A 26868-nucleotide genomic window follows, 5' to 3' on the forward strand; every position below is an offset into this window, starting at 1 on the left:
CGGAAGGATCCAGGGACTCGTTCCACCGAGACCGGCGTCGTTTCCTTTTGGCGCATCCGCGCCCGCTCTGATAGCCTCGCCCGCATGAACACCCGCTGGTATGCGTATTTCGCGTTGGCTCTGGAGGAGCCGACGGTCGGAACGCGCTGACCAGCACTTCTCCAGAGCCAACGGGCAGGATCGCAGATCCTGCCCTTCGCCTTTAACCGGCGGGTTGGCCTGGCCCTCTCGCCTGAGAACGTGAGGACCACTGATGACCACCCCATCCGCAGGAGAATCGGCGCTCGTCGACGGCGCATCCGTCGCGGGCGTCGAGCACGACGCATCCGCCGCCCACGCAGCGCACGGTCTGTCCGTCGCGGGAAACCTCGCCAAAGCAGGCGACACCTCCAACACGCGTGTCGTCGCGCTCGAGGCGCTGCCCACGCCGGCCGAGGTCCGCGCCGAGTTCCCGCTGAGCGCCGGAGCCGCCGACCTCGTCGCCCGCAGTCGCCGTGAGATCGAGGCAGTGCTGCGAGGCGACGACCCGCGACTGCTCGTCGTCGTCGGGCCGTGCTCGGTCCACGATCCGGATGCCGCACTCGACTACGCGCGCCGGCTCGCCGTGACCGCACGCGAACGCCGCGACGACCTGCTCGTCGTCATGCGCGTGTACTTCGAGAAGCCCCGCTCAACGGGCGGCTGGAAGGGCCTCATCAACGATCCGCACCTCGACGGCACGCACAAGGTCGCGGAGGGCCTGCGGATGGCACGCAAGCTGCTCATCGACATCCTCGAGCTGGGCCTGCCCGTCGGCTGCGAGTTCCTGGAGCCGACGAGTCCGCAGTACATCGCGGATGCCGTGAGCTGGGGAGCGATCGGCGCCCGCACCACGGAGAGCCAGATCCACCGCCAGCTGGCCAGTGGCCTCTCGATGCCGATCGGCTTCAAGAACGCCACGGACGGCGACGTGCAGGTCGCGGTCGACGGATGCACGGTCGCGGCGCAGCGCCACGTGTTCTTCGGGGTGGATGACGATGGCCGCGCCGCGCTCGTGACCACGAGCGGCAATGACGCCGGCCACGTCATCCTGCGCGGCGGACGCGGTGCTCCGAACTACGACACGGCGAGCGTGGCGGATGCCGCTGCGCTGCTGAAGCGAGCCGGCCACACCCCGCGCGTGGTCGTCGACGCCAGCCATGGCAACAGCGGCAAGGACCACGTGCGGCAGGCATCCGTACTGCGCGAACTCGCGGATCAGGTACGAGCGGGCGAGCCGATCGCCGGGGTCATGGCCGAGAGCTTTCTGCTGCCGGGCAACCAGCCGCTGACGGATGCCGGCCGCGCGGGTCTGACCTACGGCCAGAGCATCACCGATGCCTGCATCGGCTGGGACGACACCGCGGCGCTGATCGGGGAGCTGGCGCGCGCGGCCCGCGCCCGGATCGAGAACCGATCGTCCGTCGGGCTCACCCGATGATGTCGATCGGACCCTCTGAGCGCGCGTGGGAGCCGACTCGACGGGATCCGTGACGTCGGCGGCGCTCGGTAACGTACCGTGCATGTCACGTTCCGCTGTCGTCACGCTCCGCGCTCGCACCGATGCCGACACGGACATGCTGTTCGCGCTCTCGTCGGAGCTCGAGACGTGGGAGGAGCGCAGCCCGGCATCGCCCGCGCCGATGACGAGAGCTTCCTACGAGGCTCGCCTCGCTCGGATGGCTGAGTCGGACGGCAGAAGTGTGCAGTTCGTGATCGATGTGGACGGCGTCGCGGTCGGTACCGTCTCGCTCTTCGGCTTCGACGAGCTCGCTCGTCACGCCGAGGTCGGGATCGCTCTGGTCGCCGAGGCGAGGGGCAAGGGCATCGGCACCGAGGCGATCGGACAGATCGTCGAGTTCGCGTTCGTGCGTTGCAACCTGCGCAGAGTGCACCTGGAGGCGATCGCGTCGAACGCGGGCGCCATCCGCTCGTACGAGAAAGCGGGCTTCGTCGTCGAGGGTCGTCAGCGCGAGCACGCCTGGGTGCGGGGACGGTACGAGGACAACGTGGTCATGGGGTTGCTGCGCTCGGAGTGGCGGTCGCCCAGGGGCGGTGCCGAGTAGCGCACCCCGGCTGCCGATCCACCGCCCATCGCCGAGCCACCCGTTCGTTGTCGACTCAGGCTTTCTGCCCAGCCACCCGCTTGTCGTCAACCCACGCTTTCCGAGCCACCGGCGTGTCGCCCAGCCACCGGTTTGTTGTCGACCCACCCGCTTGTCGTCCACCCACGCTTTCCGGGCCACCGGCTTGTCGTCCAGCCACCCGCTTGTTGCCCACCCACCCGCTTGTTGCCCACCCACCCGGTTTGTTGTCGACCCAGCCGCTTGTCGTCCACCCACGCTTTACGGGCCACCGGCTTGTCGTCCAGCCACCCGCTTGTTGTCGACCCACCCGCTTGTTGTCCAGCCACCCCCTTATTCGCGCGAATAAGGGGGTGGGTCGACAACAACCTGCGGGTTCGCCACGGTGTCGGCTCGACCGCGGGCCCGGCGGCGGCGCTCAGCGGACGCTCGTCACCAGGTCCTGGATTTCGCGGACCACGAGCTGCGGGGCATCCAGCGGCACGTCGTGCGAGGTGCCGGGCGCTTCCACGAGACGACGGTTCGGCGCCGCGCTCACGAAGTCGGCCTGCGCCTGCCGCCAGAGGTTCGCGTCTTCTGCGGTCGGAAACGGGGTGGATGCCGACGGGATGACCGTGGCGGGGATCGAGGACGGCCAGGTCAGCTCGTGGTACGCGGCATGCTGGGGCGCGTAGTCCTGAGCAGTGGCGATGAGCTGACGCTCGGCAGCAGTGAGCTTCTTCTGCTTCTTCAGCTGGGCGACCTGCGGCGTGTTCGCGGCGACTACGCGGGCGATCTCCGTGCCCGTGTAGAACTCCGGCAGGCTGGCGTCCACGAGCACGGCGCCCAGAATGTCGTGCGGATGCTCCTCGACCAGGGTGGTCGCGATCTCGCCGGCCTCCGAATGCGACACGAGGACGGAGCGTCCGGCCAGGCCGAGCTGCCTCAGGCCGGCATGCAGATCGGAGGCCTCCTCCTTCATCGAAAACGGGCCGGGCACGACGTCGCTGCGGCCCATTCCTTCGCGGTCGTACGTCACGACCTCGGATCCGGTCGCCGCGGAGAGCAGCGGCACCAGCTTCTTCCAGTAGCTGGAGTCCGCCCCGCCTCCGGCGTCGAGCACCACGGCGGGCAGGGATCCAGGAGTCACGTGGAACGCGATCCGGTGTCCGTCGTTCTCGATCATCCGGAGGCCAGAGGCGGAGGTGGCGGCAGCAGAGGCTGCGGTGGAGGCGGACGTGGAGCCGGATCCGCTCGCCGTGGTGGCCGCGCAGGCCGACAGACCGACCGCGAGGACGAGGGCTGTCGCCGCAGCGGAGACGGTTCTGACGTGGCGGCGGAGTGGGACGGTTTCGGGCTTCATGATGGATTTCTCTCCTCGGGCGTCGCGTTCCAGCAGTCCTGGACGGGCCGGGTGCGGCCACAGATCCAGCCTCGTCCGACGGTGTGCCCACGACGACCCGGCTGACCCACCACTCGGTGCGGGCTATCCGGCCGACTGCCGGTGGGTCAACCCCCGGAGCATGGCGGATCCGGAGACCGTGACGAGCGCCATCGCCGCCGCGCTGAGACCCACGAGCACAGTGACGGCCGGCCAGATGCCCAGCGCGACGGCCGTGAGCAGCGGCGGAACGGTCATCCCGGCGTACGCGATCAGGAACACACCGGCGAGTGCCTCACCCTTGCGCTCGGGGCCGGCGAGGCCTGCAGTGGTGGCGAGCGCGGAGCGGAACAGGATGCCGATGCCGGCTCCGGTGACGCCCCCGCCCACGAGAAAGAGAGGGAGTGAGGCGACGACGGCGCTGATGCCGACGGCGACGAGCCCGCAGACCGGGAGTGCGATGGCGAGCCGGAACTGAACGGCGATCGGGAGCCGTGCTGTGACGACCTGGGCCGTTGCCGCCGCCATGAACACGACGAAAGGCGATACGCCCGCCAGAAGCACCGAGTGCTGTCCCAGGATGCCCGCGAGGAACGTCGATGAGAGCCCCATGAAGGTGCCGAACACAGCGAACGCGGCGAAGGCGCCCAGAGCCGCGGCCCAGAACGCGCCACGCTGCGCGGCGGGGACGGCGATCCGCTGCGGACGGTAGGGCCGGCGCTTCGCGTTCCGTTCGACAGTCTCGGGCACGAACGCCACGAGGATCCCCTCCGCGGCGAAGAAGACGGCGAACAGCACGTACGGAACCACGAGAGGTGTCGGGGACAGCGTGGCGATCACCCCGCCGACGAGGGGGCCGACCCCGATGCCACCCAGGTTGGCGAAGGTGGCGACGAGAGCGGACGGTCCGCCTGCGCGACCGGCGCCGGCACCCAGCTCGCCGAGGTGTGCGGTGGCGGCGGCCGCGAGGATCCCGATCCCGAGCCCGCTGACGAAACGGGCCACGATGAGGCCGGCAACGTCGTTCCAGACGAGGAACAGGATCGCGGCCACCAGGTTCACAGCGAGGGACGCGAGGATGATCCGCCTGCGTCCCATCCAGTCGGAGACGTGTCTCGCCAGGTAGAGGCTCAGCATGACGCCGACCGCATATGCACCGAAGATGACCGTGAGGATCACCGTCGGGAATCCGTCCCGCTGCTGGTAGATCGCGTAGAGCGGCGTCGGAACGGCGCAGAACGCCATCGCGGTGAGGAAGGCGAGCGCGATGATCCAGAACCCTGCGCGGTGCGGGATCCGTGCCGGTGCGGGTGCGGGTGCGGGTGCCGGTGCCGGCGTGGGAGAGGTGATCGTCGTTGTCATGACTCAAGGCTGGTCCGGCAGCATCATCGCGTCCAACGAATACTGACGATAGATGCCATCGATGACACCGATCACACCGTAGGCTCGGGCCATGGACACCCGACAGGTGGAGTACGCGATCGCCGTGGCGGACGAGCTGAGCTTCACGCGAGCCGCTGCACGGGTCTACGCCGTGCAGTCGACGGTCTCGGCAGGCGTGCAGGCTCTGGAGCGCGAGCTCGGCGTCGCCCTGTTCGAACGTGACCAGCGGGGCGTGCGGATGACGCCTGCCGGAGAGTCCGTACTGCCCGCGCTCCGGCAGCTCGCTGAAGCGGAGGCGCGGGCCCGCACTGCCGCCGATCCGGGGAAGGAGTTGCGCGGCGAACTGCGGATCGGCGTCTTCACGAGCGTGAGCTACCTGGCGCTCCCTCAGGCGATCGGCGACTTCCATCGCGAGCATCCGCTCGTCGAGCTGCGGTTTCGCTCGGCGCCTACCGGCTCGAGGGAACTCGCGGAAGACGTGCGACGTGGCCGTCTTGACCTGTGCCTGTTCGGACTGCCGGCTGCGGCGGCCCATGGACTGGCGGTGCACAGGCTGGCGACGACGCCGTTCGAGGCGATCCTTCCGGCGGGCCACGCGCTCGCGAACCGCGCGGAACTGCGGCTCGCCGAACTCGCGGATGAACGCTTCGTGGACGCCCCCGTCGGTTTCGGCAACAGGGACGTCCTCGACATCGCGCTCGGCAGTCGCGGAATCGTGCGGAACGTCACGATCGAGGCGACCGAGACCGCCGCCATCCCTGTCTTCGTCGCCGCGGGCCTAGGGGTCGCACTCCTTCCCGGGCTGCTCATCCCGCCGACCATGGAGGCCGTCCGCATCCCCCTCGTCGAGCACATCGATTGGGACTTCAGCGTCGTGACCCGTACCTCGCCCGGCGACGCGACGAAGGCGTTGCTCGCCCGCCTCCTGGCGGCGCACGGCGGCGTGTAGGGCCCCAGGTTTCCGGAAGCGTGACCGTCATCGCCTCGCCACCCCACGCATCCATCGCCGAGCGACCCACCCGTCCAGTGCCGAGGCACCGTCAATCCATCACCGACCCACCCCTTTGCTGTCGAACGACCCCATCATTCGCGCGGATGATGGGGTGGCTCGACAACACTGGGGTGGCTCGGCAACACACTGCAGGTTCGCCGCCGAGGCTCGGCGACGCGCGGGCGCAGCCCACGGGATCCGCGTGCCCGTTCAGCCGCGATACAGCGACACGACATCGCCGACGACCACCACGGCCGGCGACTGCACGCCGGCCAGCGCCGCGGCGCCCGCAATGGTGCCGAGAGTGCCGAGCGTCACACGCTGACGCGGCCCGAATCCGTCCTCGATGATCGCCACAGGCGTCGAGGCGGGTCTGCGTTCGGTGACGAGCGCCGCGGCGCTGATGGCGAGTCCGTTGACACCCATCAGCAGGATGACGGTGTGGTCGCTTCCGCCCGGCGCGGCGTCCAGATCCTCGTGCCCGGCGAGCACGGTGAACCCCTTGGCGACGCCGCGCGCGGTCACCGGGATCCCGACCGCTGCCGGCACCGACACCGCACTGGTCACGCCGGGGACGACCTCGACCGGAACGCCCGCTTCCCGGCACGCCTCGACCTCTTCGTGTCCACGGCCGAAGACGAACGGATCGCCGCCCTTCAGCCGCACGACCCGATTGCCGGCCAGCGCGCGCTCCACGATCAGCCGGTTGATCTCCTTCTGCGGAACCGGATGGTGACCCGGATGCTTCCCCGCATCGATGACCTCCACCGTGTCGTCCAGTTCATCCAGAAGCGACCTGGGGCCGAGCCGGTCGGCAACGACCACCTGCGCGGCGTGCAGCAGCTCCAGCCCGTGCAGCGTGATCAGACCGGCGTCGCCTGGTCCGCCGCCGATGAGGGCCACCGATCCGGTGACATGCTCGGAGTCGTTCACGCCTTCGGACTCGGCGACGTGCTCCGACCCGGCGACATGCTCGGACCCGGTGGCGGAACCCGTCATCGGGCTGCCCCGCGCGCCAAGCCGCGCCCGCGTGCCAGCCTGCGCTCGATCGGTGCGAACACGAGCAACTCGACAACGATCCCGATCACGAGGATGCCCACGATCGTCACGATCACGCCCGACAGATCCGCGAGCTGCCTGCTCTGGTCGAGCAGGGTTCCGAGCCCGAAGCCCATCGTGCCGCCCGTCGTGATGATCTCGGCAGCCATGAGGGAGCGCCACGAGAACGCCCAGCCCTGCTTGAGGCCGCCGACGTATCCGGGCAGGGCCGCCGGCAGGACCACCAGAGTGGCCTGCTGCCACTTCGAGGCGCCGAGCACGGTGCCGACCCTGCGGAACTGCGGCGGAACCTGGTCGACACCGGAGAGCAGACCGTTCACGATCGACGGTGTCGCGCCCATCAGCACCACGAAGTAGGCGGTGGCGTCCGAGAGGCCGAACCAGAGGATGGCGGCCGGCACCCATGCGACTGACGGCAGCACCTGCAGGCCCGAGATGAGCGGACCGAGCGCCCGGCGAAGGAGAGCGACCTCGGAGAGCAGGAGTCCCAAAGGCGTGCCGACGGCGACGGCGATGAGGAATCCGAAGACGCCGCGCTCGAGGCTCGTGAGCACCGCCTGCTGGAACCGTCCGCTCGACCACAGGTCGCCGAACGACTGTGCGACGGCGATCGGGCTGGGCACGATGTCGGGGCGGGGCTGCACGATCCACACGTACACCTGCCAGGCGACGACGAGCACGACCAGCAGTGCGATCGGCAGCAGCACGCTGCTCAGCGCTCGCCGCCACGACCGCGTCGAGCGCTGCTCGCCGGACTGCAGCGAGTCGAGCCCGGCCTCGACATCCGAGAGCGCGTAGCGGTCGTGGTCGGCGCGCGGCCTGGTCGCCGTGGCTGAGGAACCGCTGTACTCGGATCCGCTGAATTCGGATCCGCCGTATTCAAGCGACATGGCGCACCAGCTCTCCGCGCAGACGGTCGGTGATCCGGGCGGCCAGCTCCGCGGCATCCGCCTCGTCCTCGCCGGTGCGCAGACGCTCGTCGATCGTCCACTCCTCGGCGACGCGTCCGGGACGCGACGACAGCAGCACCACGCGCTGACCCAGCCGCACGGCCTCCCGCACGTTGTGCGTGACGAAGACGATGGTGCGGCCGGTCGCGCGCCAGATGCGCTCGAGCTGGTCGTGCAGGATGTCGCGCGTGATGGCATCCAGGGCGGCGAACGGCTCATCCATCAGCAGCACGTCGCGGTCCTGGCCGAGCGCCCTCGCGAGGGCCACCCGTTGCCGCATTCCGCCGGAGAGCTCGTGCGGGCGCTTGTCGGCGGCATCCGCGAGGTTCACGAGGTCCAGGAGTTCGAGCGCGCGGCCGGACCGATCGGCCTTTTTCGACACGCCGCCCAGCCGGAGCGCCAGCTCGACGTTGCGGCGTGCGGAGAGCCAGGGGAACAGCGCGGCATCCTGGAACATGACGGCGGCGCGTCCGCTCGGCACGCTGACCGTGCCGGCAGTCGGCGCCTCGAGCCCGGCCACGATGTTCAGCAGGGTCGATTTGCCGCATCCGGATGCCCCGATCAGGCACACGAATTCGCCGCGCGCCACCTGCAACTCGATGCCGTCCAGCACGAGGGGTTGCGCCGGACCGTACCGCTTCGTCAGGCCGCTGATGCCGATCGCCGGAGTCGCTGCACCGGTCGCGGCGCCGGCCGAGGCGGGGACGATCGTCGTGTCGCTCGTCATTTGACCCCGAGGCCGGCGGACGAGATCGCCGCCTTCTTCGCCGCCTCGAGCCGTGCGTTGACCGACCTGAGGTCGAAGATGCCGTGCAGGTCCGTCGACTTGGAGAGACCGAGCTTCACGGCGTGGTTCTGCAGCTCGGGGAACGTGGACGCGATCGGATCGAGACCGAACGTCACCTGGCCGAGGGCCCGCTGCAGTTCGGCGTCGTCGAGGCCTGCTCCGCTGTCGGCCTTGAGCTTCGCGTTGATGGCGTCGGCGACCTCCGACTTCGAGTGGGTGTTCAGCCAGCCGACGGATGCCTGATGTCCCTTGATCAGCGCATCGACGGTCTTGCCGTGCGCATCGATGAAGGACTGGTTCGCGACGAGCACCGTGGTCGGGAACTTTCCGCCCTTCCACTGCGACGTCTCGTTGACGAGCACGTGCGCTCCGCCCTCGATGACGAGTCGGGAGACCCACGGCTCAGGCAGCCACGCTCCGTCGAGCTTGCCCTGCTTGAACAGTGCGAGCGTCTGGGCATTGTCGGTCGGCGTGATGGTCACATCGCCGCCGCCGGTGAGCGAGGTGCTCAGTCCTTGCTTCGCCAGCCACGTGCGCAGCGCCACGTCCTGCGTGTTGCCGAGCTGCGGCGACGCGAGCGTCTTGCCCTTCAGCTGTGAGGCCTTCGTGATGTCCTTCGACACCACGAGAGCGGCTCCGCCGTTGGTTGCGCCGGAGATGATGCGGATCGACTTGCCGCCGCTCGAGGCGTAGGAGCTGATCGCCGGGCTCGGCCCGATGAACGCGGCATCGATGGCGCCGGCGCTGAGCGCCTCGACGGTCGCGGGGCCGGCGTTGAAGATCTCCGTCGTGAGCCGTGTGGACCCCAGGTTCTTCGCCAAGATCCCCTCCTGCAGTCCGATGAGCGCTGGCGCGTGCGTGACGTTGTCGAAGTAGCCGAGCCGGAGCTTCGAGGCTGCCGTTCCCGCGGATGCGGCCTTCGCCGAGGCCGTCGGTGCGGCGTCTGCTGCCGAGCACCCCGTCATGCTTCCGACGACTGCGGCGCCCATGGCGGCGACGGTGAACTGTGCGAAGGCGCGTCGTGTCAGGTGTGCGGTCATGATGGTGTCCTCGTGTCGATGGAGATCGGATGGAACGGTTCGTGTGGTGTTCGAGCAGTGGGGCGGCTGGGATGTTCGGAGGGTGCCGCTCGGACGGCAGCAGCCGAACCGTGCGGTCCCGTGGGGGTCAGATGGCGAACGCGTTCGCCGGATCGGCCTCCGCGCCCGCCGAGGAGACGATGCCGGCCGCGAGCGTGGCGCCGTCCTGCGGCTGGATCACGACGAACGCGCCGGCTCTGCGGTGCTCGGCGTAGGCGAGCAGGGGGAGTGCCGTCGCAAGCTTCAGCCGTGCCGTTCCGATGTCGTTGATCTGGAGACGGTCGGCCGGCTCGAGCTCCAGCGTCTCGAGGTTGCGGCGGCCGTCGATCGTGGTGACGAAAGCCTGCACCGTCGCCGTGCCGTACTTGACGAGCACGCGGGATCCCGGCTGCAGCGGCCGCGGGTCGAGCCAGAACAGGGATGCGGTGAGCTCGGACACGAGCTCCGGCTCCTCGTCAGCCGCGACGATGACGCTGCCGCGTGCCGCATCCACGTCGTCGGTCAGTCGCAGGGAGACCGACTGCGATGCCACTGCCGTCTCGAGTGAGCGTCCGGCGACGTCGATTCCCGCGACTCGCGTGCGGATGCCCGCCGGCAGCACTGTGACCTCGTCGCCGACGCGCACGGATCCGGATGCCACCTGCCCGGCGAACGCCCGATAGTCGCGGAAGGCGTCCGCGTCCAGGCCGGGCGCCAGCGCACCCTGCGGACGGATCACCGTCTGCACCGGCAGCCGGAACGGCGCCAGCGTGTTCTCGACCTCGTCGATCACCTCGAGCGTCTCGAGCAGGTCGAGGAGCGGAAGGCCGTCGTACCAGGGCGTGTTGTCCGACACGTTCACGACGTTGTCGCCCTCCAACGCCGACACCGGCACGACCGAGACGCCCTCGATCCCGAGGTCGGCGGCGACGGCGAGCACATCCCGTTCCACTGCGCGGAACACAGCCTCGTCGTAGTCGACGAGATCGATCTTGTTGACGGCGACGATGAGGTGAGGGACGCGCAGCAGCTGGACGACCGAGAGATGCCGACGGGTCTGCTCGAGCACGCCGTGACGTACGTCGATGAGCACGACGACGGCATCCGCGGTCGTGGATCCGGTGACCATGTTCCGCGTGTACTGCACGTGCCCAGGGCAGTCCGCGAGGATGAAGCTGCGCCTGTCGGTGGCGAAGTAGCGGTAGGCGACGTCGATCGTGATGCCCTGCTCGCGCTCCGCCCGCAGGCCGTCGGTGAGCAGCGCCAGGTCGACACGGTCGCCGCCGGCGAAGCCGCGCTGCTCGCTCGCGCGAGTGATGGCATCCCACTGGTCGGCGAGGATCGACTTGGAGTCGTGCAGCAGACGACCGACGAGCGTGGACTTGCCGTCGTCGACGGAGCCCGCGGTGGCGAAGCGGAATAGCGCGCTCAAAAGTACCCGTCCTTCTTGCGGTCCTCCATGCCGGCCTCGCTGATGCGGTCGTCGGCACGCGTTGCGCCGCGCTCGGTCAGCGTGGATGCCGCGACCTCGCGCACCACGGCCGCCACGTCGGCGGCGTCCGACTCGACGGCTCCCGTGCACGACATGTCGCCGACCGTGCGGTAGCGCACCCGTCGGATCTCGACGGACTCGTCGTCCCGAGCCGGGGAGACCGGCGACACGGCGCGCCACATGCCGTCACGGGCATATACCTGCCGTTCGTGCGCGTAGTAGAGGCTCGGCAGCGCGATGCCCTCGCGTTCGATGTATCGCCACACGTCGAGCTCCGACCAGTTGCTGATCGGGAACGCGCGCACGTGCTGACCTGGCGTGTGCCTGCCGTTGTAGAGGTTCCAGAGCTCCGGACGCTGGTTGCGCGGATCCCACTGCCCGAACTCGTCGCGCAGCGACAGGATGCGCTCCTTCGCCCTGGCCTTGTCCTCGTCCCTGCGGCCCCCGCCGAACACGGCGTCGTGGCCGTGCCCGCGGATCGCGTCCAGCAGCGGGACAGTCTGCAGCGGATTGCGCGTGCCGTCGGCACGCTCGAAGAGGCGTCCGTCGTCGATGTAGTCCTGCACGCTGGCGACCTCGAGCGTGAGGCCGAGGCGTTCCACCGTGGCGTCGCGGAAGGCGATCACCTCGGGGAAGTTGTGGCCGGTGTCCACGTGCAGCACGGGGAACGGGATGCGCGCCGGCCAGAACGCCTTCGCCGCCAGGTGCAGCATGACGACGGAGTCCTTGCCGCCGGAGAACAGCATCACCGGCCGGTCGAACTCGGCCACCACCTCGCGGATGATGTGGATCGCCTCGTTCTCGAGCACGTCCAGCGCGTCGTCCAGCGCCGCCTCCACGGGAGTGCCGATCAGGTCGACGGCGCTCACAGGTGGATCCCGCATTCCGTCTTGGCGAGCCCCGCCCAGCGTCCGGAACGCGGATCCTCCCCGGGTGCCACCTGCTTCGTGCACGGTTCGCACCCGATCGACGGGTATCCGTTGGACAGCAGCAGGTTGAGCGGAACCGAGTGCTCGCCCGCGTAGTCCAGCAGCTCGTCGAAGCTCCACGCCGCCAGCGGATTGACCTTGATGAGCCCGTGTCGATCGTCGAAGACGACGAGCGGCGTGTTCGTGCGAGTGGGAGCCTCGTCGCGGCGCACGCCCGTGAACCACAGCTCGTAGCCCGCAAGTGCCTTCTTCAGCGGCGCGACCTTGCGCAGCTCGCAGCACAGGCCCGGGTCGCGTGCGAAGAGGTCCTTGCCGTAGGCGGCATCCTGCTCGGCGACGGTCTGCTCGGGCAGCACGTCGACGACGCGCACGTCGAGCGAGCGGGCCACCTCGTCGCGTGTGATGCGCGTCTCGAGGAAGTGGTATCCGGTGTCGAGGAACAGCACGTCGACGCCGGGCAGCGACTGGGCGACGACGTGTGGCAGAACGGCATCCGCCATCGAGCACGCGACGGCGGCCGCACCGACCTGCACGTTCTCGGCGACCCAGGCGACGACATCGGCAGCGGATGCCTCCGCGCCGGTGAGCGAGCCCAGTTCGCGTTCGCCTGCGGCGGCGATGGCGCGCAGCGCGTCCTCGTCGCGCTTCGGAGCGCGCACCCCCGTCGTCGTGCTCGTGCTCATCGCAGTGCCTCCTCGTCGGCGGACAACGCCCATTCGGCGAAGGTCTGATCGTAAGTACGGTCCGCTATCCAGCGCCTAGTGATGCGCTCTACGTAGTCGATGAGGTCGCTCGCGGTCACCTTCAGGCCGCGTACGGTTCTGCCCAGTCCCGCCTCTCCGCGGGTGTCGGAGGCGAGCCCGCCGCCCAGATGCACCTGGAAGCCGGGGGACTGCACGCCGTTCTCGTCGGTGATGAGCTGACCCTTCAGGCCGATGTCGGCCGTCTGGATGCGCGCGCACGAGTTCGGGCAGCCGTTGATGTGCAGGCTGATCGGGTGCGGCAGCTCGATGCCGGCCAGACGCTCCTCGAGGCCGGCGATGGCATCCGTCGCCGTGTCCTTCGTGTCGACGATGGCGAGCTTGCAGTACTCGAGCCCGGTGCACGCGATCGTTGAGCGGCGGAACGGACTCGGGCGGGCGGAGAGCCCGAGTGCGTCGAGGTCGGCGATGAGCGGTTCCAGCTCGCTCTCTGCCACGTCGAGCACGACCAGCTTCTGGTGCGGCGTCGTGCGCAGCCGGTGCGAGCCGTGAGCCTCCAGCGCGTCGGCGATCGCGACGAGCTTCGTCCCGGACAGGCGTCCGACGGTCGGTGCGACGCCCACGTAGTAGTCGCCGTCCTTCTGCAGGTGCACGCCGACGTGATCACCGGGCGTCGTCGCCTTCGGCGCTGCCGGTCCGTCCGCGAGGGCGAATCCGAGGTATTCGCGCTCCAGCACGTCGCGGAACTTCTCGGGTCCCCAGTCGGCAAGGAGGAACTTGAGGCGCGCCTTGTTGCGCAGGCGGCGGTATCCGTAGTCGCGGAAGATCGAGGTGACGCCTTCCCAGACGTCGGGCGCCTGCTCCTCGGTGACGAAGGCTCCGAGTCGCTCACCCAGTCGGGGTGTCGTCGACAGGGCCCCGCCGACCCACAGGTCGTAGCCGGCGCCGAGCTCCGGGTGCACGATGCCGACGAGCGCGATGTCGTTGATCTCGTGCACGACGTCCTGGCTCGGATGCCCCGTGATCGCCGTCTTGTACTTGCGCGGCAGGTTGGAGAACTCGGGGTTGCCGATGTACCGCCGTGAGATCTCGGCGATCACCGGGGTCGGGTCGATGATCTCGTCGGCGGCGATGCCCGCGACGGGGCTGCCGAGGATGACGCGCGGCACGTCTCCGCACGCCTCCGTCGTCTGCAGTCCGACGGCTTCCAGCCGGCGCCAGATCTCCGGTACGGACTCGATCTCCACCCAGTGCAGCTGGATGTTCTGGCGGTCGGTGAGGTCGGCCGAGTCGCGCCCGAACTCGCGCGAGATCTCGCCGATCACGCGCAGCTGCTCCGTGCTGAGCGCGCCACCATCGATGCGCACGCGCATCATGAAATAGCGGTCCTCGAGCTCCTCGGGCTCCAGTGTGGCGGTGCGTCCGCCGTCGATGCCCGGCTTGCGCTGCGTGTAGAGACCCCACCAGCGGAAACGCCCGTGCAGGTCGTCGGGATCGATGCTGTCGAAACCGCCTGCCGCGTAGATGTTCTCGATGCGCTCGCGCACATTGAGACCGTCATCGGCCCGCTTGAGCTCCTCGTTCCCGTTCAGCGGAGCGCGGCCGTCGACCTTCCACTGGCCGTTCGGCACCCCGGCGCGCGGCGGGCGCACCCTCTGCGCCGGTCTCGATTCCACGGACGTCATGCTCACCTCACTGGTGGGTACCCCGACGCAGGCGAAGGGAAGGGCGGATGTCGACGCTCACGCTACGAGGGCGCCACGACCCCCGCGACCGGGGGTGAAACAGCCGTACACGTGACGTAACAGTTCGAGACGTGGTTGCGTCGGATGTCCGTTGGCGCGACGCTATGCACCCGCGTCGGCGCCCGGCCCGGATCAGCGAGCGCGCACGATCTCCGGCAGCCCTGCCGCCGCTGCCGCCTCCGACGCGCGGTCCAGCACGATGTCCACGAGCTGGTGAGGAGTGGACGCCGGGGTGAGGAGCGGATCCGCGACGCGATCGGCGCCGGCCTCCAGCACGAGGTCGAGGAAGTAGCCGGGGGCGAGCAGGTAGGTGGAGACCAGCACCCTGGCATCCGGTGCCGTTCGGCGTGCATCGGCGACGGCGTCACCGAGCGAAGGAGAGGCAGCGGAGAGGAAGCCGACGGCGACCGGCGTGGAGAGGCGGGCGGCGAGCATCCGTCCGGTCTCACGGCAGTCCGCAACGGCGCGTGGATCGCTCGAGCCCGCCGCAGCGAGCACGAGGGTGTCGCCCGGTGCGCGCCCGGCCTCCTCGAGCCGCTGCACGAGAACGTCGACGAGTCGTTCGTCGGGACCCAGCGCGCCAGAGACCGTCGCAGGGACCGAGGCAGAACGCGCGGCATCAGCGAGATCGACGAACACGTGGTAGCCGGCTGACAGCAGCAGGGGGACGACTATCGCGTGGTCCGCGTCGCGCGCCTCAGCGATCGCAGTGGGGACGTCAGGCTGCTCGACGTCGACGTGACAGCCGACGACGGGCACGGCCGCTGCTGCCGCGACGCTGGTCACGAGGCCGCGCACGGCCGCCTGCCCGATGGGGGAGGACGTGCCGTGGGATGCTGCGAAGAGGGTGGCGGTCATAGCGATCGCTCGATGCTACCGGTCGCCAGAGCGACGTCCCGGATCGCGTGCCGGCGCAGCGGCAGCCAGAAGTGCTACACGCCGATCGTGCGCTCCGGTGGGCGGTACTCGCGCACCTCGTGGTGCAGTCGCTCCATCGTCTCGTCGAGATGCGAGGCGGTGTTGGCGGCCTCTGTCAGCCCGTCGATGAGGTGTTGAGGGACCTGGGTGTCGTACTTGTAATACGTCTTGTGCTCGAGGCTGGCCCAGAAATCCATGGCAATGGTGCGGAACTGCACCTCGACGCGCACCTGCTCGGGGCCTCCGGAGAGGAACACGGGCACCTCGAGGATGACGTGCAGGCTGCGGTATCCGTTCGGCTTGGGGTTCGCGATGTAGTCCTTCACCTCGAGCACCGTGATGTCGTCCTGTGAGGTGAGCAGCTCGACGATGCGGTACACGTCGCTGACGAAGCTGCAGATCACGCGTACACCGGCGATGTCGGACAGACCGGACTTGATGGCATCCAGGTCGAGGTCGACGCCCTTGCGGGCAGCCTTCTCGAGCACGCCCTCCATGGTCTTGACCCGCACGGAGATGCTCTCGATGGGGTTGTAGCCGTCGACGAGGCTGAACTCCTCCCGCAGGATGTTGAGCTTCGTCTCGACCTCGGCCACGCCGAACCGGTAGCGCATCAGGAACTTCGAGACCTGGTCCCGAAGCGCCGTGAGGTCAGACAGCGTGCCGCTGTCGGCGTGTTCCAGGAGATCGAGCGTGCGCGGGCTCAGCAGAGGGCGGGGTCCGGGATGCTCGTCGGACCGGGCGAGTTCGGCGGGGGTCACGAGGTTGACAGTAGCCGTGTCAACTTGGTGAACCGTGTGTGCCGTCCCGATGCCCGCTGTGCTACGGCCACGATCGCTGACCGGTGCAGTCCACGAAGCGACGCCCATTCTCTCGAGCAGATCCGCCCCGGCCACGCGTTTTCCGGACCAAGGCTGAGCCAGGGCGACAACCCGAATATCGCCCTGGCTCAGCTCCCCCAGGTGTTGCCCCAAGTCCCCCCGACCGGGTAGATCTCTTCACGAGTCCCTGCAACAAGACAACTATCGCGGGGAGCCGCCTCCCTGGATAGTCAGCATTTGAGCGGACAGCCGGGGTACAGAGCACTGTCGCGTGGGGCACCCTGTATCGACCATCGCGGGTCATCCCTCGCCTCCCGTGTTCCGCTGTCCCGAAGTGTCGCATCGCCGATGTCGATGCGACACTTCGGGACAGCGGAACACGCTTGTCGCGGCGGCGTGTACGCCGCGACACTCTGGCCTCCGCCGCGACGCTCCCTCTTGCTCGGCCGGACGGCGGAACGCCGCCGCCCGGAACCGGCTCGTGGGGCCCAGCGCTGGTGGCCGTCTCGGCCACCAGTCCTCGGCGTGCACATGAGCTCAGTCGAAATCGAGGCTGAGCTTGCGCAGCAGGCCGGCGAGCCTGGTCTGCTCGCCTGCTGGCAGCGTGCGCAGCAGTTCCGCCTCCGCGTCGACGAGGCGGGTGATGGCGGCGTCGACGCGCGTGAGTCCCTGTCCCGTCATGCGCACGAGAATGCCGCGCCCGTCGTTCGGGTCGGTCTGGCGTTCCACGAGTCCGCGCTCGACGAGACGGTCGATCCGGTTGGTCATCGTGCCGCTGGACACGAGGGTCTGAGTGAGGAGCGCCTTGGGGCTGAGCCGATACGGCGCGCCGGCGCGGCGAAGCGCGGAGAGCACGTCGAACTCCCACGACTGGAGGTCGGAGCGTCCGAATGCGGCACGTCGCGCCCGGTCGAGATGCTTAGAGAGGCGGTCCACACGGGACAGCACCTGAAGGGGGGCGAAGTCGAGATCGGGTCGTTCGCGCTCCCAGGCGTCGACGATCCGCTCGACTTCGTCAGCGTGCTCCGGCATCCGTCCATTATCGAGCAGGGGGAGCGAGCGTTCAGCGGATGCGCGCCCAGCGTTCGCAGGTCGACCGTCTGAAGGCGGACCGCATCGTGGTGCCGAGCAGAGCATCCGCGGCCCGGATCGGTTCCTTAGGACGGAACTGCTCCCGGTTCCTGGGGTCGGAGCTGCTGCCGGTTCCGGGGGGACGGAACTGCTCCCGGTTCCGGGGGGACGGAACTGCTCCCGGTTCCTGGGGACGGAGCTGCTGCCGGAGCATCGTCCGGATCGCGCAGTTTTGGAGAAGCCCTCCCATCGGGGCTCTGTCACGATCGGTTCCATGAGCGAGAACACGACGACAAAGGCGGCGAAGCCGCGCAGCGCGACGAAGCAGGCGAACTCGGTGGAGTTCACCGCCGACGAGCGGGCGGCCATCCAGGAGTATTCGAACGAGCTGAAGACGAGCGCTCGCCGCGGCGGCAAGGCGACGAAGGCCGACGGACTGGCCGACCTGATGGCCCAGGTAGAGAAGATGGTCGAACCGGATCGCACGATGGCTCTGCAGGTGCACGAACTGGTGATGGCGGCGGTGCCGGAGCTCACGCCGAAGACGTGGTACGGCATGCCGGCGTATGCGCTGAACGGCGACACCATCTGCTTCTTCCAGCCGGCGAACAAGTTCAAGGCGCGCTTCTCGACCCTCGGATTCGGCGACAAGGCGAAGCTCGACGACGGCGAGATGTGGCCGATCTACTACTCGCTGAAGGAGCTCACGCCCGCCGTCCGCGACCGGATCACCGAGCTGGTGCGTCGCGCCGTCGCCTGAACCGTCGGGCGGTGGCGCCCTCCGGTCTCTGGCAGACTGGAGGGCGCTATCCGCCGTGGTGTAATGGCAGCACGACAGCCTTTGGAGCTGTTAGGTCTAGGTTCGAGTCCTGGCGGCGGAGCTCGCCCAAGCAGCAGAGCGGCGGAGCTCGCCCGAGTCACAGGGCGGCGGAGTTCGCGCACGTCATAGAGCGGCGGAGCTCGTCGCTGGGCGGCACAGCGAGTTCGCGTCGCTAGCCCGACGTCCGAGCGGGAATACTGTCATGGTGACCGATCCGAACCTCGCCATCATCGTTCTCGCCGCGGGCCAGGGCACGCGCATGAAGTCCGCGACGCCGAAGCTGCTGCACGATCTCGCCGGTGCGCCTCTCGTGGCACACGTACTGGCCACCGCCGAGGCGCTCGATCCGGCCGTGGTGATCGGTGTCGTGCGCCACGAACGCGATCGGGTGGCGGATGCCATCACGTCGCGCCTTCCCCAGGCGGTGATCGTCGATCAGGACGAGGTTCCCGGTACCGGCCGTGCCGTCGAGCTCGCTGTCGAAGCGCTGCCGTCCGGCTTCACCGGTGAGGTGCTGGTGCTGAACGGCGACGTTCCGCTCCTCGATGCCGACACCCTCGCCGACCTCGTCGCCCGCCATCGTGCGGATGGTGCAGCGGCGACCATCCTCTCCAGCGTCCTGCCGGACGCGAACGGATACGGTCGGATCGTCCGCGCCGCGGACGGATCCCTCTCCCACATCGTCGAGCACAAGGACGCGACGGCCGCCCAGCTCGCCATCGCCGAGATCAACGCAGGCATCTACGTCTTCGGCCTGAACGCGCTGCGCGATCAGCTGGCGAACCTCACGACGGCCAACGTCCAGGGCGAGAAGTACCTCACGGATGTCATCGAGCTGCTCCGTGCAGCGGGCAGCAGCGTCTCGGCCGTGCCCGTCGCCGAGTCGTGGAAGGCGGAGGGCATCAACGATCGCGCCCAGCTCAGCGAGGCTGCCGCACGGCTGAACGCGCTCATCGTGCGCGGCTGGCAGCTGAACGGTGTGACGGTGCAGGATCCGGCGAGCACGTGGATCGACCTCACGGTGACGCTCGCGGCCGATGTGACGATCCTCCCCGGCACGCAGTTGAAGGGGGCGACGGTCGTGGAGAAGGATGCCGTGATCGGCCCCGACACCACGCTCGTGGACTGCGAGGTGGGCGAGGGCGCGACGGTGAAGCGCGCGGACGCGACGCTCGCGGTGATCGGTGCACGGGCATCCGTCGGTCCGTTCGCCTACCTGCGTCCTGGCACGGTGCTCGATGCGAACGGCAAGATCGGCACGTTCGTGGAGACGAAGAACTCGCACATCGGCATCGGCAGCAAGGTGCCGCACCTCAGCTATGTCGGCGACACGAACGTGGGACGCGGTGTCAACCTCGGCGCCGGCGCGATCACGGCGAACTACGACGATCTGGCCAAGCACCGCACCGAGATCGGCGACGAGGTGCACACCGGGTCGCACAACGTGTTCGTTGCGCCGGTTAGGATCGGAGACGGCGCGAAGACCGGCGCCGGTGCAGTCATCCGCAAGGATGTCCCGGCCGGTGCCCTGGCTCTCAGCGTCGCCCCTCAGCGCAACATCGAGGGATGGGTCGAGAAGAACCGATCGGGCACGGCGGCCGCCGAGGTCGCTGGGCGTGCTCGATCCGCACAGGAAGCGAACGATGGCTCGCAAAGACAAGACGGTTGATCTCGACCGAGACCGGGGGATAGCTCCCGGTCTCGTCGCCAAGACGAAGAAGCGGCTCGTGGTCTCCGGCGGGCGCTCGCACCCGGAGCTCCTCGCCGCCGTCGCTTCCGAGCTCGGCACGGAGCTCGTTCCCACCGAGTACCGCACGTTCGCCTCGGGGGAGATCCTCACCCGGTTCGAGGTGTCGGTGCGCGGGTGCGACGTGTTCCTGATCCAGTCGTTCGGGCCGCCGGTGAACGAGTGGCTCATGGAGCTGCTCATCATGCTGGATGCCGCCAAGCGCGCCTCGGCCAAGCGCATCACGGTCGTCGCGCCGTACTATCCGTACTCCCGTCAGGACAAGAAGGGCCGCGGGCGTGAGCCGATCAGCGCCCGTCTGGTCGCGGATCTGCTGAAGACGGCGGGCGCCGATCGCGTGATGAGCGTCGACCTGCACGCGGCGCAGATCCAGGGCTTCTTCGACGGACCCGTCGACCACCTGTTCGCGAAGCCGGTGCTGATGCACTACTTCAAGGAGAATCTCTCTCCCGAGGATCGCGAGAAGCTGACGGTCGTCTCGCCAGACACCGGACGCGTGCGCGTGGCAGACCAGTGGTCGGACAGCCTCGGGGCGCCACTGGCCATCATCCACAAGCGTCGCGACCCGAACGTCGCCAACCAGGTCACGGTCAACGAGATCGTGGGCCGGGTGCGCGGTCGGGTGTGCCTGCTCGTCGACGACATGATCGACACCGGCGGCACGATCGTGAAGGCGGCGCAGGCACTCAAGGAGAGCGGTGCAGAGCGTGTCATCGTCGCGGCGACGCACGCGGTGTTCAGCGATCCGGCGATCGAGCGGCTTCAGGATGCCTCGATCGACGAGGTGGTCGTGACCGACACCATCCCCGTGCCGGAGGCGAAGCGGTTCCCGACCCTGACGATCCTGCCGATCGCTCCGCTGCTTGCCCGTGCCATCCACGAGGTGTTCGAGGACGGATCCGTCACCTCGATGTTCAACGGCGAGGCGTAGTCCCCGCGCCGGTCGAACCCAGGCCCGGCCACCCGTCCCTGCGCGTCAGCAGCCATGTGACGGTCGTGCGGGGCGGGAGCGAGACCACTTTCCCAGCCGGCTGCTCGATCCTGTCGAAACCGCCGTGCCGCAACTGGTTTCGACCAGCTCAACCAGCGGCGCGGAGGCCGGGCGCGATCAGCGCTGGATGAGCGTGGATGCGATTCCGACACCGCACGCGGCGAGCGTCGCCAGTGCGAGCAAGGCGAGCGGAATCGTGGGAGCCGCCTGCGGCATCCGATCGTGGTGCCGGCCGTTGCCGGCCAGGGAACGACCGCGCAGGTTGCCATAGAGCACGAACGCCGCCGCGACGACGATCAGCACCACGCCGGTCACGGTGAGCGGGACGGCACCGTCCTGCCATCCGTTCCGCAGAGCGAGCAGTCCGTTGACCGCCAGCGCCAGCGAGGTGCGCGACCAGGACAGCGCGGTGCGTTCGCCCTGCAGACCGGGATCACGCACGGGGGTGGCCGTCATCGGCCGTAGACGGCGATCAGCACGGTGAGGACGGCGCCGACCGCCAGAACGACGGCGGCGATCAAGGGCACGGCGATGGTGAGCGGCAGGCGCCTGCCGTTGCGCATCGCGATCTCGTTGGCCCGCCACCGCAGGTAGGCGACCACCGCCAGCACGGCGGAGAGCGCACCGAGCACGATGGCGAGGATGACGATCACCCAGTGCGGGCCGAGCTTGTTCGAGAACTCCTCGAGGAGCACGCCGCCGGCGAGGATGGCGAGTGCCGTGCGGATCCAGGCCAGAAACGTGCGCTCATTGGCGAGCGAGAAGCGGTAGTCGGGATCCTCGCCCTCTTCCCGCCACTTGGGTTCGCGCATGCCTCAAGGCTACTGGGCCGGGGTCGTACCCCCTGCAGTCGACCGTCCCGCGCTGTCCGATACGCCGGGTGCTTCACCTGCAGAAATGGCTCCAAGACGACGGTCTTGGAGCCATTTCTGCAGTTCAGATGGTCGTTCAGTGCGTGGAGGGGGCCGTCTCGATCTCGGTGCGGTCTCCCGACCACAGCGTGTGGAACACGCCGTCCTTGTCGACGCGCTTGTAGGTGTGCGCGCCGAAGAAGTCGCGCTGGCCCTGCACGAGCGCGGCGGGCAGGCGATCCGCCCGCAGTCCGTCGTAGTACGCCAGGCTCGAGCTGAATGCCGGCGACGGGATGCCGGCCTGCGCGGCTGTCACGACCACGCGACGCCACGCTTCCTGCGTGCGCCCGAGCGCCTCGCGGAAGTACGGCGCGGTAAGCAGGGCGACGAGCCCGGCATCCTCGGCGTATGCCTCCGTGATGCGGTTCAGGAACTGCGCGCGGATGATGCACCCGCCGCGCCAGATCGCCGCGATGTCGCCCTTCTTGATGTCCCAGCCGTACTGTTCGGCGCCAGCCACGATCTCGTCGAAGCCCTGCGAGTAGGCGACGATCTTGGAGGCGTAGAGCGCCTTGCGCACGTCCTCGACGAACGCATCGGGGTCGGAGACGGTCCAGCTCTCCGACGGGCCGGGCAGGTCGGAGGCCGCCGCGCGCTGCGCCGGTTTGCTCGACAGCGATCGGGCGAACACGGCCTCCGCGATGCCGGAGACGGGGATGCCCAGGTCGAGCGCGGTCTGCACGGTCCAGGCTCCCGTACCCTTGGCGCCGGCCTGGTCGAGGATCACGTCGACGAGCGGCTTGCCGGTGTCGGCATCCGTCTGGCGAAGCACCTCGGCTGTGATCTCGATGAGGTAGCTCTCCAGCTCGCCCTTGTTCCACTCGGCGAAGATGTCGGCGATCTCGGCGGGCGACTTGCCCGTGCCCCGGCGGATCAGATCGTAGGCCTCAGCGATGAGCTGCATGTCGGCGTACTCGATGCCGTTGTGCACCATCTTCACGAAGTGGCCCGCACCATCGTGTCCGACGTGTGTCACGCACGGCTCGCCCTCGGCGACCGCGGCGATGGAGCGCAGGATCGGGCCGAGGGTCACCCACGACTCGTCGGATCCGCCCGGCATGATCGAAGGGCCGTTCAGCGCGCCCTCCTCACCGCCGGAGATGCCGGCGCCGACGAAGTTGATGCCCGTCTCGCGTACGGCCTTCTCGCGACGGATCGTGTCGGTGAACAGGGCGTTGCCGCCGTCGACGATGATGTCGCCCGGCTCGAACACCTTGACGAGCTCGTCGATGACGGCATCCGTTCCGCGTCCGGCCTGCACCATGATGATCGCGGCGCGCGGCTTCGACAGGGTGGCGGCGAACTCCTCGTAGTCGTACGCGGCCAGGAATCCCGCCTCGGGGTGCTCGGAGAGCAGCTCGTCGGTACGGGACCGTGTGCGGTTGTAGATCGCGACGGTGTTGCCTTCACGGCTGGCGAGGTTGCGGGCGAGGTTGGATCCCATCACCGCCAACCCGACTACACCGATGTTCGCAACGGACTTCGCGGATTCCGAGTTCTCGGCCACGGCACTTCTCCTCGATGACGGGTCTTCATGAAGACGGGGGAGGGGGATGTCTGTCGCGGCTGGTATCCCAACGCCGCGGGCTTCCCACTCTAAAGGAATGCCCATGTCGCCCGTGGCAAACGTTCTCCGGCCCCGCACCCATCGGACAGAATGTCTGCATGACCGTCGTTCCACCCGCCCAGCTCCCGCCCATCGTGCTCATGGGGGTGTCGGGTGCAGGGAAGACGGTCGTCGGCAATGCGCTCGCGGATGCCTCCGGTCGCGTCTTCATCGACGGCGACGACCTGCATCCCGCCGAGAACAAGGAGAAGATGCGCGCAGGCACCCCGCTGACCGACGCCGACCGCGAGCCATGGCTGCGCATCATCGGCGAGCGTCTCGCGGTGGGCGACGGCGTGATCGTGGCGTGCAGCGCGCTGAAGCGCCGTTACCGGGACCTGCTGCGCGGATACGCACCCGACACCTTTTTCGCGCACCTGGATCCGAGTCGCACCACGCTCCAGCACCGGGTCGACGCCCGGGTGCACGAGTACATGCCGTCCGGGCTGCTCGACTCGCAGCTCACCGCGCTCGAGCCGCTGGAGCCCGACGAGTTCGGACGAGTGTTCAGCGACGAGCAGAGCGTCGAGCAGACCGTGGAAGACATCCGCTCCGCGCTTGCGGGCGACGGCTCCTCGCTCTGAGCGCCCGGTTCTGAGCGCCCCGGCGAGCGCTCTCGTCAGACGAAGGCCATGGTGGCATCCTGATCGGGTTCGACGGGGAAGACGCCGATGAACTCCACGTCGTGATCGAGGGCGTCGAAGTTGTCGATCCGCGCGCTCTCCGGCTCGTAGAAGACGTCGCCCGCCTCGAGGATCCGCTCCTCGCCGCCGGCTATCACATAGCGCACGCGTCCCTTGAGGATCGTGCCGAAGACCGGGCCGTTGTGCACGTGGGCTCCAGCGGGGGTCTGGGCGAGCATCCGGATGCGTCGCACTTCGACCCGCCCGACGGGCTTCGTCGCGGGAAATGTCACGTCGAGTTCGAGCACACGCGAGACGCGGTCGCTGAGATCTGCCATGTATCAAGGAGTAGCAGCGTCGGCAGCGGGATAGGCGTGCCGCAACCGCCTACTGTGTGCGCGGCGGGTTGTGCGCCACGTGCGTTGCGCGGGCGTCGGTCGTGGGGCAGACGGACGTGCTCGGAGGCCCCGATCGACGGGCAGTATCTCGCCCGGAAGGCGGGCGGCTGGTCCTGACCGTGAACGTCCAGCCGGATCTTGCGACAATTGAGGGGTGAGCGAGACGACGATCCGTACGACCGGCCGCGCGGCGAACCGTGAGGGTGCAGGCGCGGAAGCCGTGTCGCGCCCGCAGGTGCGTCCCGCGACAGAAGGCTGGAAGCAGCAGCTCGCGGCAGACGGCCGCCCCGCGCTGCAGTTCGCGTCCCCTCGCCGCAAGCAGCCGGAGACGCACCTGGCCGACCTGACGCCGGCCGAGCGCAAGGCGAAGGTCGAGGAGCTCGGACTCCCCGGGTTCCGTGCCAAGCAGCTGTCGACGCACTACTTCACCCACTACACGACGGATGCCGCGGCCATGACGGATCTGCCGGCATCCGGTCGCGAAGAGCTCGTCTCCACCCTCCTGCCGCCGCTGCTCACCGAGGTGCGGCGCTTCCGCGCGGATGACGGACGGACGATCAAGTTCCTCTGGCGCCTCTTCGATGGCGCGCTCGTGGAGTCGGTGCTCATGCGTTACCCGGGACGCATCACGCTGTGCATCTCCTCCCAGGCGGGATGCGGCATGAACTGCCCGTTCTGCGCCACGGGACAGCAGGGCCTCACCCGCAATCTGTCGTCGGCGGAGATCGTCGACCAGGTCGTGGCAGCGAACCGTGCGATCGCCCAAGGCGAGCTCGGGCACAGCCCGAGCGGCGCGCCGGAGCGGGTCCACAACATCGTCTTCATGGGCATGGGCGAGCCGTTGGCGAACTACAAGCGACTGATGACCGCCGTCCGTACGCTCGTCGCTCCACAGCCCGACGGCCTCGGCATGTCGGCACGCGGCATCACGGTGTCGTCTGTTGGGCTGGTGCCCGCCATCCGCAAGCTCGCCGACGAGGACATCCCGCTCACGTTCGCGTTGTCGCTGCACGCGCCGGACGACGGCCTGCGCGATGAGTTGATCCCGGTGAACTCCCGCTGGAAGGTCGACGAGGCGTTGGATGCCGCCCGCTACTACTTCGAGAAGACCGGACGCCGGGTCTCGATCGAGTACGCGCTCATCAAGGACATGAACGACCACGGCTGGCGCGCCGATCTGCTGGCGCAGAAGCTGAACGAGCGCGGGCACGGCTGGGTGCATGTCAACCCGATCCCGCTCAACCCGACTCCCGGCTCCATCTGGACGGCGAGCGAGAAGGATGTCACCGACGAGTTCGTGCATCGGCTCGAGTCGGCCGGTATCCCGACAACGCTCCGCGACACGCGCGGCAAGGAGATCGACGGCGCCTGCGGCCAGCTGGCTGCAGCGGAGTAGCGCGCTGGAGCTTGGAGCGGAGGCCATTTCTGGCCTCCGCTCCAAGCTCCCTCTTGCTCGGCCGGACGGCGGAACGGCGCCGCCCGGAACCGGCTCGTGGGGCCCAGCGCCGACCGCCGTCTCGGCGGTCGGTTCCGTAGGTCGCCTCGGAATCAGGCGGGTGCGACGACCCGGATCCCCGCAGCAGACGCGGCGCGAGCGAGTTCGTCGTCGTAGGTGACGATCTCGTCGACACCCAGCCGGAGCGCCGTCGCCAGGTGGATGGCATCGTTCGAACGCAGCGGAGCGTGAGTTCCCGCCGCGAGCAGGTCACCACGGGTGACGTCAACCAGGATCACGGCATCGAGAACGGTCGTGATTGCTTCCGAAGCGATGATGGCTGGATTGCGTCCGGCTGCGCAGTGGAGTTCGGTGTGAAGAAGCCACGAGGCGACGAGCCTGCGCGCAGAGTGGGCCAGGGCGTCGGCAAGAGCGTCGGACTCGTTCTCCTGCACGAGAAGTTTCATCGCGGCTGAGGTGTCGAGGTACGCGGTCGTCACCACGGTGCTCTGCTGTCCTCGATGATTTGGCGCGTCGTCCTTGACGCCTGAGCGCGGCGGGCGGTCAGAAGCGTCTCGGTGCCCGTCCGCGCCGGCCGGGCCTCGCCCTTGGCGACGAGATCGTCGATCACATCGCGTCCAGGGGGGACGATGACCGCCGCGAGTCTGCCGTTGTTGCTCACCTGCACGGATTCTCCGGCCTCGACGCGCCGTAGGATCTCGCCACTCCTGTTTCGCATCTCTCGATGGGTCACCGTCTCCATGTAGCACAGCGTAGCACGCGGTGGGAATCGGGAACAGTGCGCCGACATGCACCACGGAGATCCTCGAATCCGCCGGCAGCCCGACGACGCACCGCGACGCGCGCAGCGCTGCGCGAATTTCCGGCACGTCACACGTCTCTGCCAGGGTCGAAAGGATGACCTCCCTCAACCATTCGGGCGCTGGCCATTCGCGTGCCGTACCACTCG

At 68.7% G+C, this 26868-nt stretch carries 26 protein-coding genes, 1 tRNA gene and 1 pseudogene; 9 read left to right on the forward strand and 19 right to left on the reverse strand.

The window, feature by feature from the left end; genetic code table 11:
- Positions 1-253 precede the first annotated feature (253 nt).
- Positions 254-1459, forward strand: coding sequence for a 3-deoxy-7-phosphoheptulonate synthase (locus ACX9R5_RS09130; protein WP_459408666.1), 1206 nt, complete (start codon positions 254-256; stop codon positions 1457-1459).
- An 82-nt stretch (positions 1460-1541) separates the two neighbouring features.
- Positions 1542-2084 (forward strand): GNAT family N-acetyltransferase, encoded by a 543-nt coding sequence (locus tag ACX9R5_RS09135; RefSeq protein ID WP_459408667.1) that lies wholly within the window; start codon positions 1542-1544, stop codon positions 2082-2084.
- 436 nt (positions 2085-2520) lie between these two features.
- Here the strand turns inward: ACX9R5_RS09135 and ACX9R5_RS09140 are convergent, their stop codons facing one another.
- Both ACX9R5_RS09140 and ACX9R5_RS09145 read right to left on the reverse strand, forming a co-directional pair.
- Positions 2521-3444 carry an alpha/beta fold hydrolase gene (locus tag ACX9R5_RS09140; RefSeq protein WP_459408668.1) on the reverse strand — a complete coding sequence of 308 codons (924 nt, stop codon included), beginning with the start codon at positions 3442-3444 and terminating at the stop codon, positions 2521-2523.
- A 123-nt stretch (positions 3445-3567) separates the two neighbouring features.
- Complete coding sequence (locus ACX9R5_RS09145) at positions 3568-4824, reverse strand: MFS transporter (protein ID WP_459408669.1); 1257 nt, start codon at positions 4822-4824, stop codon at positions 3568-3570.
- 91 nt (positions 4825-4915) lie between these two features.
- On the opposite strand from ACX9R5_RS09145, the gene ACX9R5_RS09150 reads away from it, so the two are divergent.
- A complete protein-coding gene (locus tag ACX9R5_RS09150) occupies positions 4916-5794 on the forward strand; it encodes a LysR family transcriptional regulator (protein WP_459408670.1) in 879 nt (292 codons plus the stop codon).
- A gap of 252 nt (positions 5795-6046) precedes the next feature.
- Here ACX9R5_RS09150 and cobA read toward each other — a convergent pair.
- The 11 genes and pseudogenes from cobA to ACX9R5_RS09205 form a co-directional block, all read right to left on the reverse strand.
- Positions 6047-6745: pseudogene (cobA, locus tag ACX9R5_RS09155) on the reverse strand (uroporphyrinogen-III C-methyltransferase); the annotation flags it as partial.
- An 86-nt stretch (positions 6746-6831) separates the two neighbouring features.
- On the reverse strand, positions 6832-7785 hold the full coding sequence (locus ACX9R5_RS09160; protein ID WP_459408671.1) for an ABC transporter permease: 954 nt from the start codon (positions 7783-7785) through the stop codon (positions 6832-6834).
- The gene (locus tag ACX9R5_RS09165; RefSeq protein ID WP_459408672.1) at positions 7775-8572 is read right to left on the reverse strand and encodes an ABC transporter ATP-binding protein; all 798 of its coding nucleotides are present in this window, start codon (positions 8570-8572) and stop codon (positions 7775-7777) included. The genes ACX9R5_RS09160 and ACX9R5_RS09165 overlap by 11 nt, the downstream gene beginning before the upstream one ends.
- Positions 8569-9672 (reverse strand): ABC transporter substrate-binding protein, encoded by a 1104-nt coding sequence (locus ACX9R5_RS09170; protein WP_459408673.1) that lies wholly within the window; start codon positions 9670-9672, stop codon positions 8569-8571. Before ACX9R5_RS09170 ends, ACX9R5_RS09165 begins: the two co-directional genes overlap by 4 nt.
- A gap of 127 nt (positions 9673-9799) precedes the next feature.
- Positions 9800-11122: a sulfate adenylyltransferase subunit 1 gene (locus ACX9R5_RS09175; protein WP_459408674.1), complete on the reverse strand. Its 1323-nt coding sequence runs from the start codon at positions 11120-11122 to the stop codon at positions 9800-9802.
- A complete protein-coding gene (gene cysD, locus ACX9R5_RS09180) occupies positions 11119-12066 on the reverse strand; it encodes a sulfate adenylyltransferase subunit CysD (protein WP_459408675.1) in 948 nt (315 codons plus the stop codon). Before cysD ends, ACX9R5_RS09175 begins: the two co-directional genes overlap by 4 nt.
- Positions 12048-12794, reverse strand: coding sequence for a phosphoadenylyl-sulfate reductase (locus ACX9R5_RS09185; RefSeq protein WP_459408676.1), 747 nt, complete (start codon positions 12792-12794; stop codon positions 12048-12050). The genes cysD and ACX9R5_RS09185 overlap by 19 nt, the downstream gene beginning before the upstream one ends.
- The gene (locus ACX9R5_RS09190; protein ID WP_459408677.1) at positions 12791-14497 is read right to left on the reverse strand and encodes a nitrite/sulfite reductase; all 1707 of its coding nucleotides are present in this window, start codon (positions 14495-14497) and stop codon (positions 12791-12793) included. Before ACX9R5_RS09190 ends, ACX9R5_RS09185 begins: the two co-directional genes overlap by 4 nt.
- Positions 14498-14689: 192 nt before the next feature.
- On the reverse strand, positions 14690-15415 hold the full coding sequence (locus ACX9R5_RS09195; protein ID WP_459408678.1) for a sirohydrochlorin chelatase: 726 nt from the start codon (positions 15413-15415) through the stop codon (positions 14690-14692).
- A 74-nt stretch (positions 15416-15489) separates the two neighbouring features.
- Positions 15490-16236 carry a GTP pyrophosphokinase gene (locus ACX9R5_RS09200; RefSeq protein WP_459408679.1) on the reverse strand — a complete coding sequence of 249 codons (747 nt, stop codon included), beginning with the start codon at positions 16234-16236 and terminating at the stop codon, positions 15490-15492.
- A gap of 597 nt (positions 16237-16833) precedes the next feature.
- The gene (locus ACX9R5_RS09205) at positions 16834-17328 is read right to left on the reverse strand and encodes a MarR family winged helix-turn-helix transcriptional regulator (protein WP_459408680.1); all 495 of its coding nucleotides are present in this window, start codon (positions 17326-17328) and stop codon (positions 16834-16836) included.
- A 313-nt stretch (positions 17329-17641) separates the two neighbouring features.
- Between ACX9R5_RS09205 and ACX9R5_RS09210 the strand changes: the two genes are divergently transcribed.
- The 4 genes from ACX9R5_RS09210 to ACX9R5_RS09225 all read left to right on the forward strand — a co-directional run bounded on the left by ACX9R5_RS09210 (position 17642) and on the right by ACX9R5_RS09225 (position 20865).
- Positions 17642-18127, forward strand: coding sequence for an iron chaperone (locus ACX9R5_RS09210; protein WP_459408681.1), 486 nt, complete (start codon positions 17642-17644; stop codon positions 18125-18127).
- A gap of 49 nt (positions 18128-18176) precedes the next feature.
- A tRNA-Gln gene (locus tag ACX9R5_RS09215) sits at positions 18177-18248 on the forward strand.
- Between the two features lie 144 nt (positions 18249-18392).
- A complete protein-coding gene (gene glmU / locus ACX9R5_RS09220; RefSeq protein WP_459408682.1) occupies positions 18393-19856 on the forward strand; it encodes a bifunctional UDP-N-acetylglucosamine diphosphorylase/glucosamine-1-phosphate N-acetyltransferase GlmU in 1464 nt (487 codons plus the stop codon).
- Positions 19831-20865 (forward strand): ribose-phosphate diphosphokinase, encoded by a 1035-nt coding sequence (locus tag ACX9R5_RS09225; RefSeq protein WP_459408683.1) that lies wholly within the window; start codon positions 19831-19833, stop codon positions 20863-20865. The genes glmU and ACX9R5_RS09225 overlap by 26 nt, the downstream gene beginning before the upstream one ends.
- A 177-nt stretch (positions 20866-21042) precedes the next feature.
- Here ACX9R5_RS09225 and ACX9R5_RS09230 read toward each other — a convergent pair whose 3' ends face one another.
- From ACX9R5_RS09230 to gndA, 3 genes are all read right to left on the reverse strand, one after another.
- A complete protein-coding gene (locus ACX9R5_RS09230; protein WP_459408684.1) occupies positions 21043-21381 on the reverse strand; it encodes a DUF202 domain-containing protein in 339 nt (112 codons plus the stop codon).
- On the reverse strand, positions 21378-21737 hold the full coding sequence (locus ACX9R5_RS09235) for a YidH family protein (protein WP_459408685.1): 360 nt from the start codon (positions 21735-21737) through the stop codon (positions 21378-21380). Before ACX9R5_RS09235 ends, ACX9R5_RS09230 begins: the two co-directional genes overlap by 4 nt.
- Positions 21738-21873: 136 nt before the next feature.
- Positions 21874-23343 (reverse strand): NADP-dependent phosphogluconate dehydrogenase, encoded by a 1470-nt coding sequence (gene gndA / locus ACX9R5_RS09240; RefSeq protein ID WP_459408686.1) that lies wholly within the window; start codon positions 23341-23343, stop codon positions 21874-21876.
- A gap of 158 nt (positions 23344-23501) precedes the next feature.
- Between gndA and ACX9R5_RS09245 the strand changes: the two genes are divergently transcribed.
- Positions 23502-24026: a gluconokinase gene (locus tag ACX9R5_RS09245; RefSeq protein WP_459408687.1), complete on the forward strand. Its 525-nt coding sequence runs from the start codon at positions 23502-23504 to the stop codon at positions 24024-24026.
- A gap of 35 nt (positions 24027-24061) precedes the next feature.
- Here the strand turns inward: ACX9R5_RS09245 and ACX9R5_RS09250 are convergent, their stop codons facing one another.
- Positions 24062-24403, reverse strand: a complete 342-nt coding sequence (locus ACX9R5_RS09250) for a cupin domain-containing protein (protein WP_459408688.1) — start codon at positions 24401-24403, stop codon at positions 24062-24064.
- 280 nt (positions 24404-24683) lie between these two features.
- Between ACX9R5_RS09250 and rlmN the strand changes: the two genes are divergently transcribed.
- Positions 24684-25859 carry a 23S rRNA (adenine(2503)-C(2))-methyltransferase RlmN gene (gene rlmN / locus ACX9R5_RS09255; RefSeq protein WP_459409059.1) on the forward strand — a complete coding sequence of 392 codons (1176 nt, stop codon included), beginning with the start codon at positions 24684-24686 and terminating at the stop codon, positions 25857-25859.
- A gap of 152 nt (positions 25860-26011) precedes the next feature.
- Here rlmN and ACX9R5_RS09260 read toward each other — a convergent pair whose 3' ends face one another.
- Complete coding sequence (locus tag ACX9R5_RS09260; protein ID WP_459408689.1) at positions 26012-26401, reverse strand: type II toxin-antitoxin system VapC family toxin; 390 nt, start codon at positions 26399-26401, stop codon at positions 26012-26014.
- Entirely contained in the window at positions 26395-26661 is a 267-nt protein-coding gene (locus tag ACX9R5_RS09265; RefSeq protein WP_459408690.1) for a type II toxin-antitoxin system Phd/YefM family antitoxin, read from the reverse strand. Before ACX9R5_RS09265 ends, ACX9R5_RS09260 begins: the two co-directional genes overlap by 7 nt.
- Positions 26662-26868 lie beyond the last annotated feature (207 nt).

The sequence above is a fragment of the Rathayibacter sp. CAU 1779 genome, assembly GCF_054551755.1.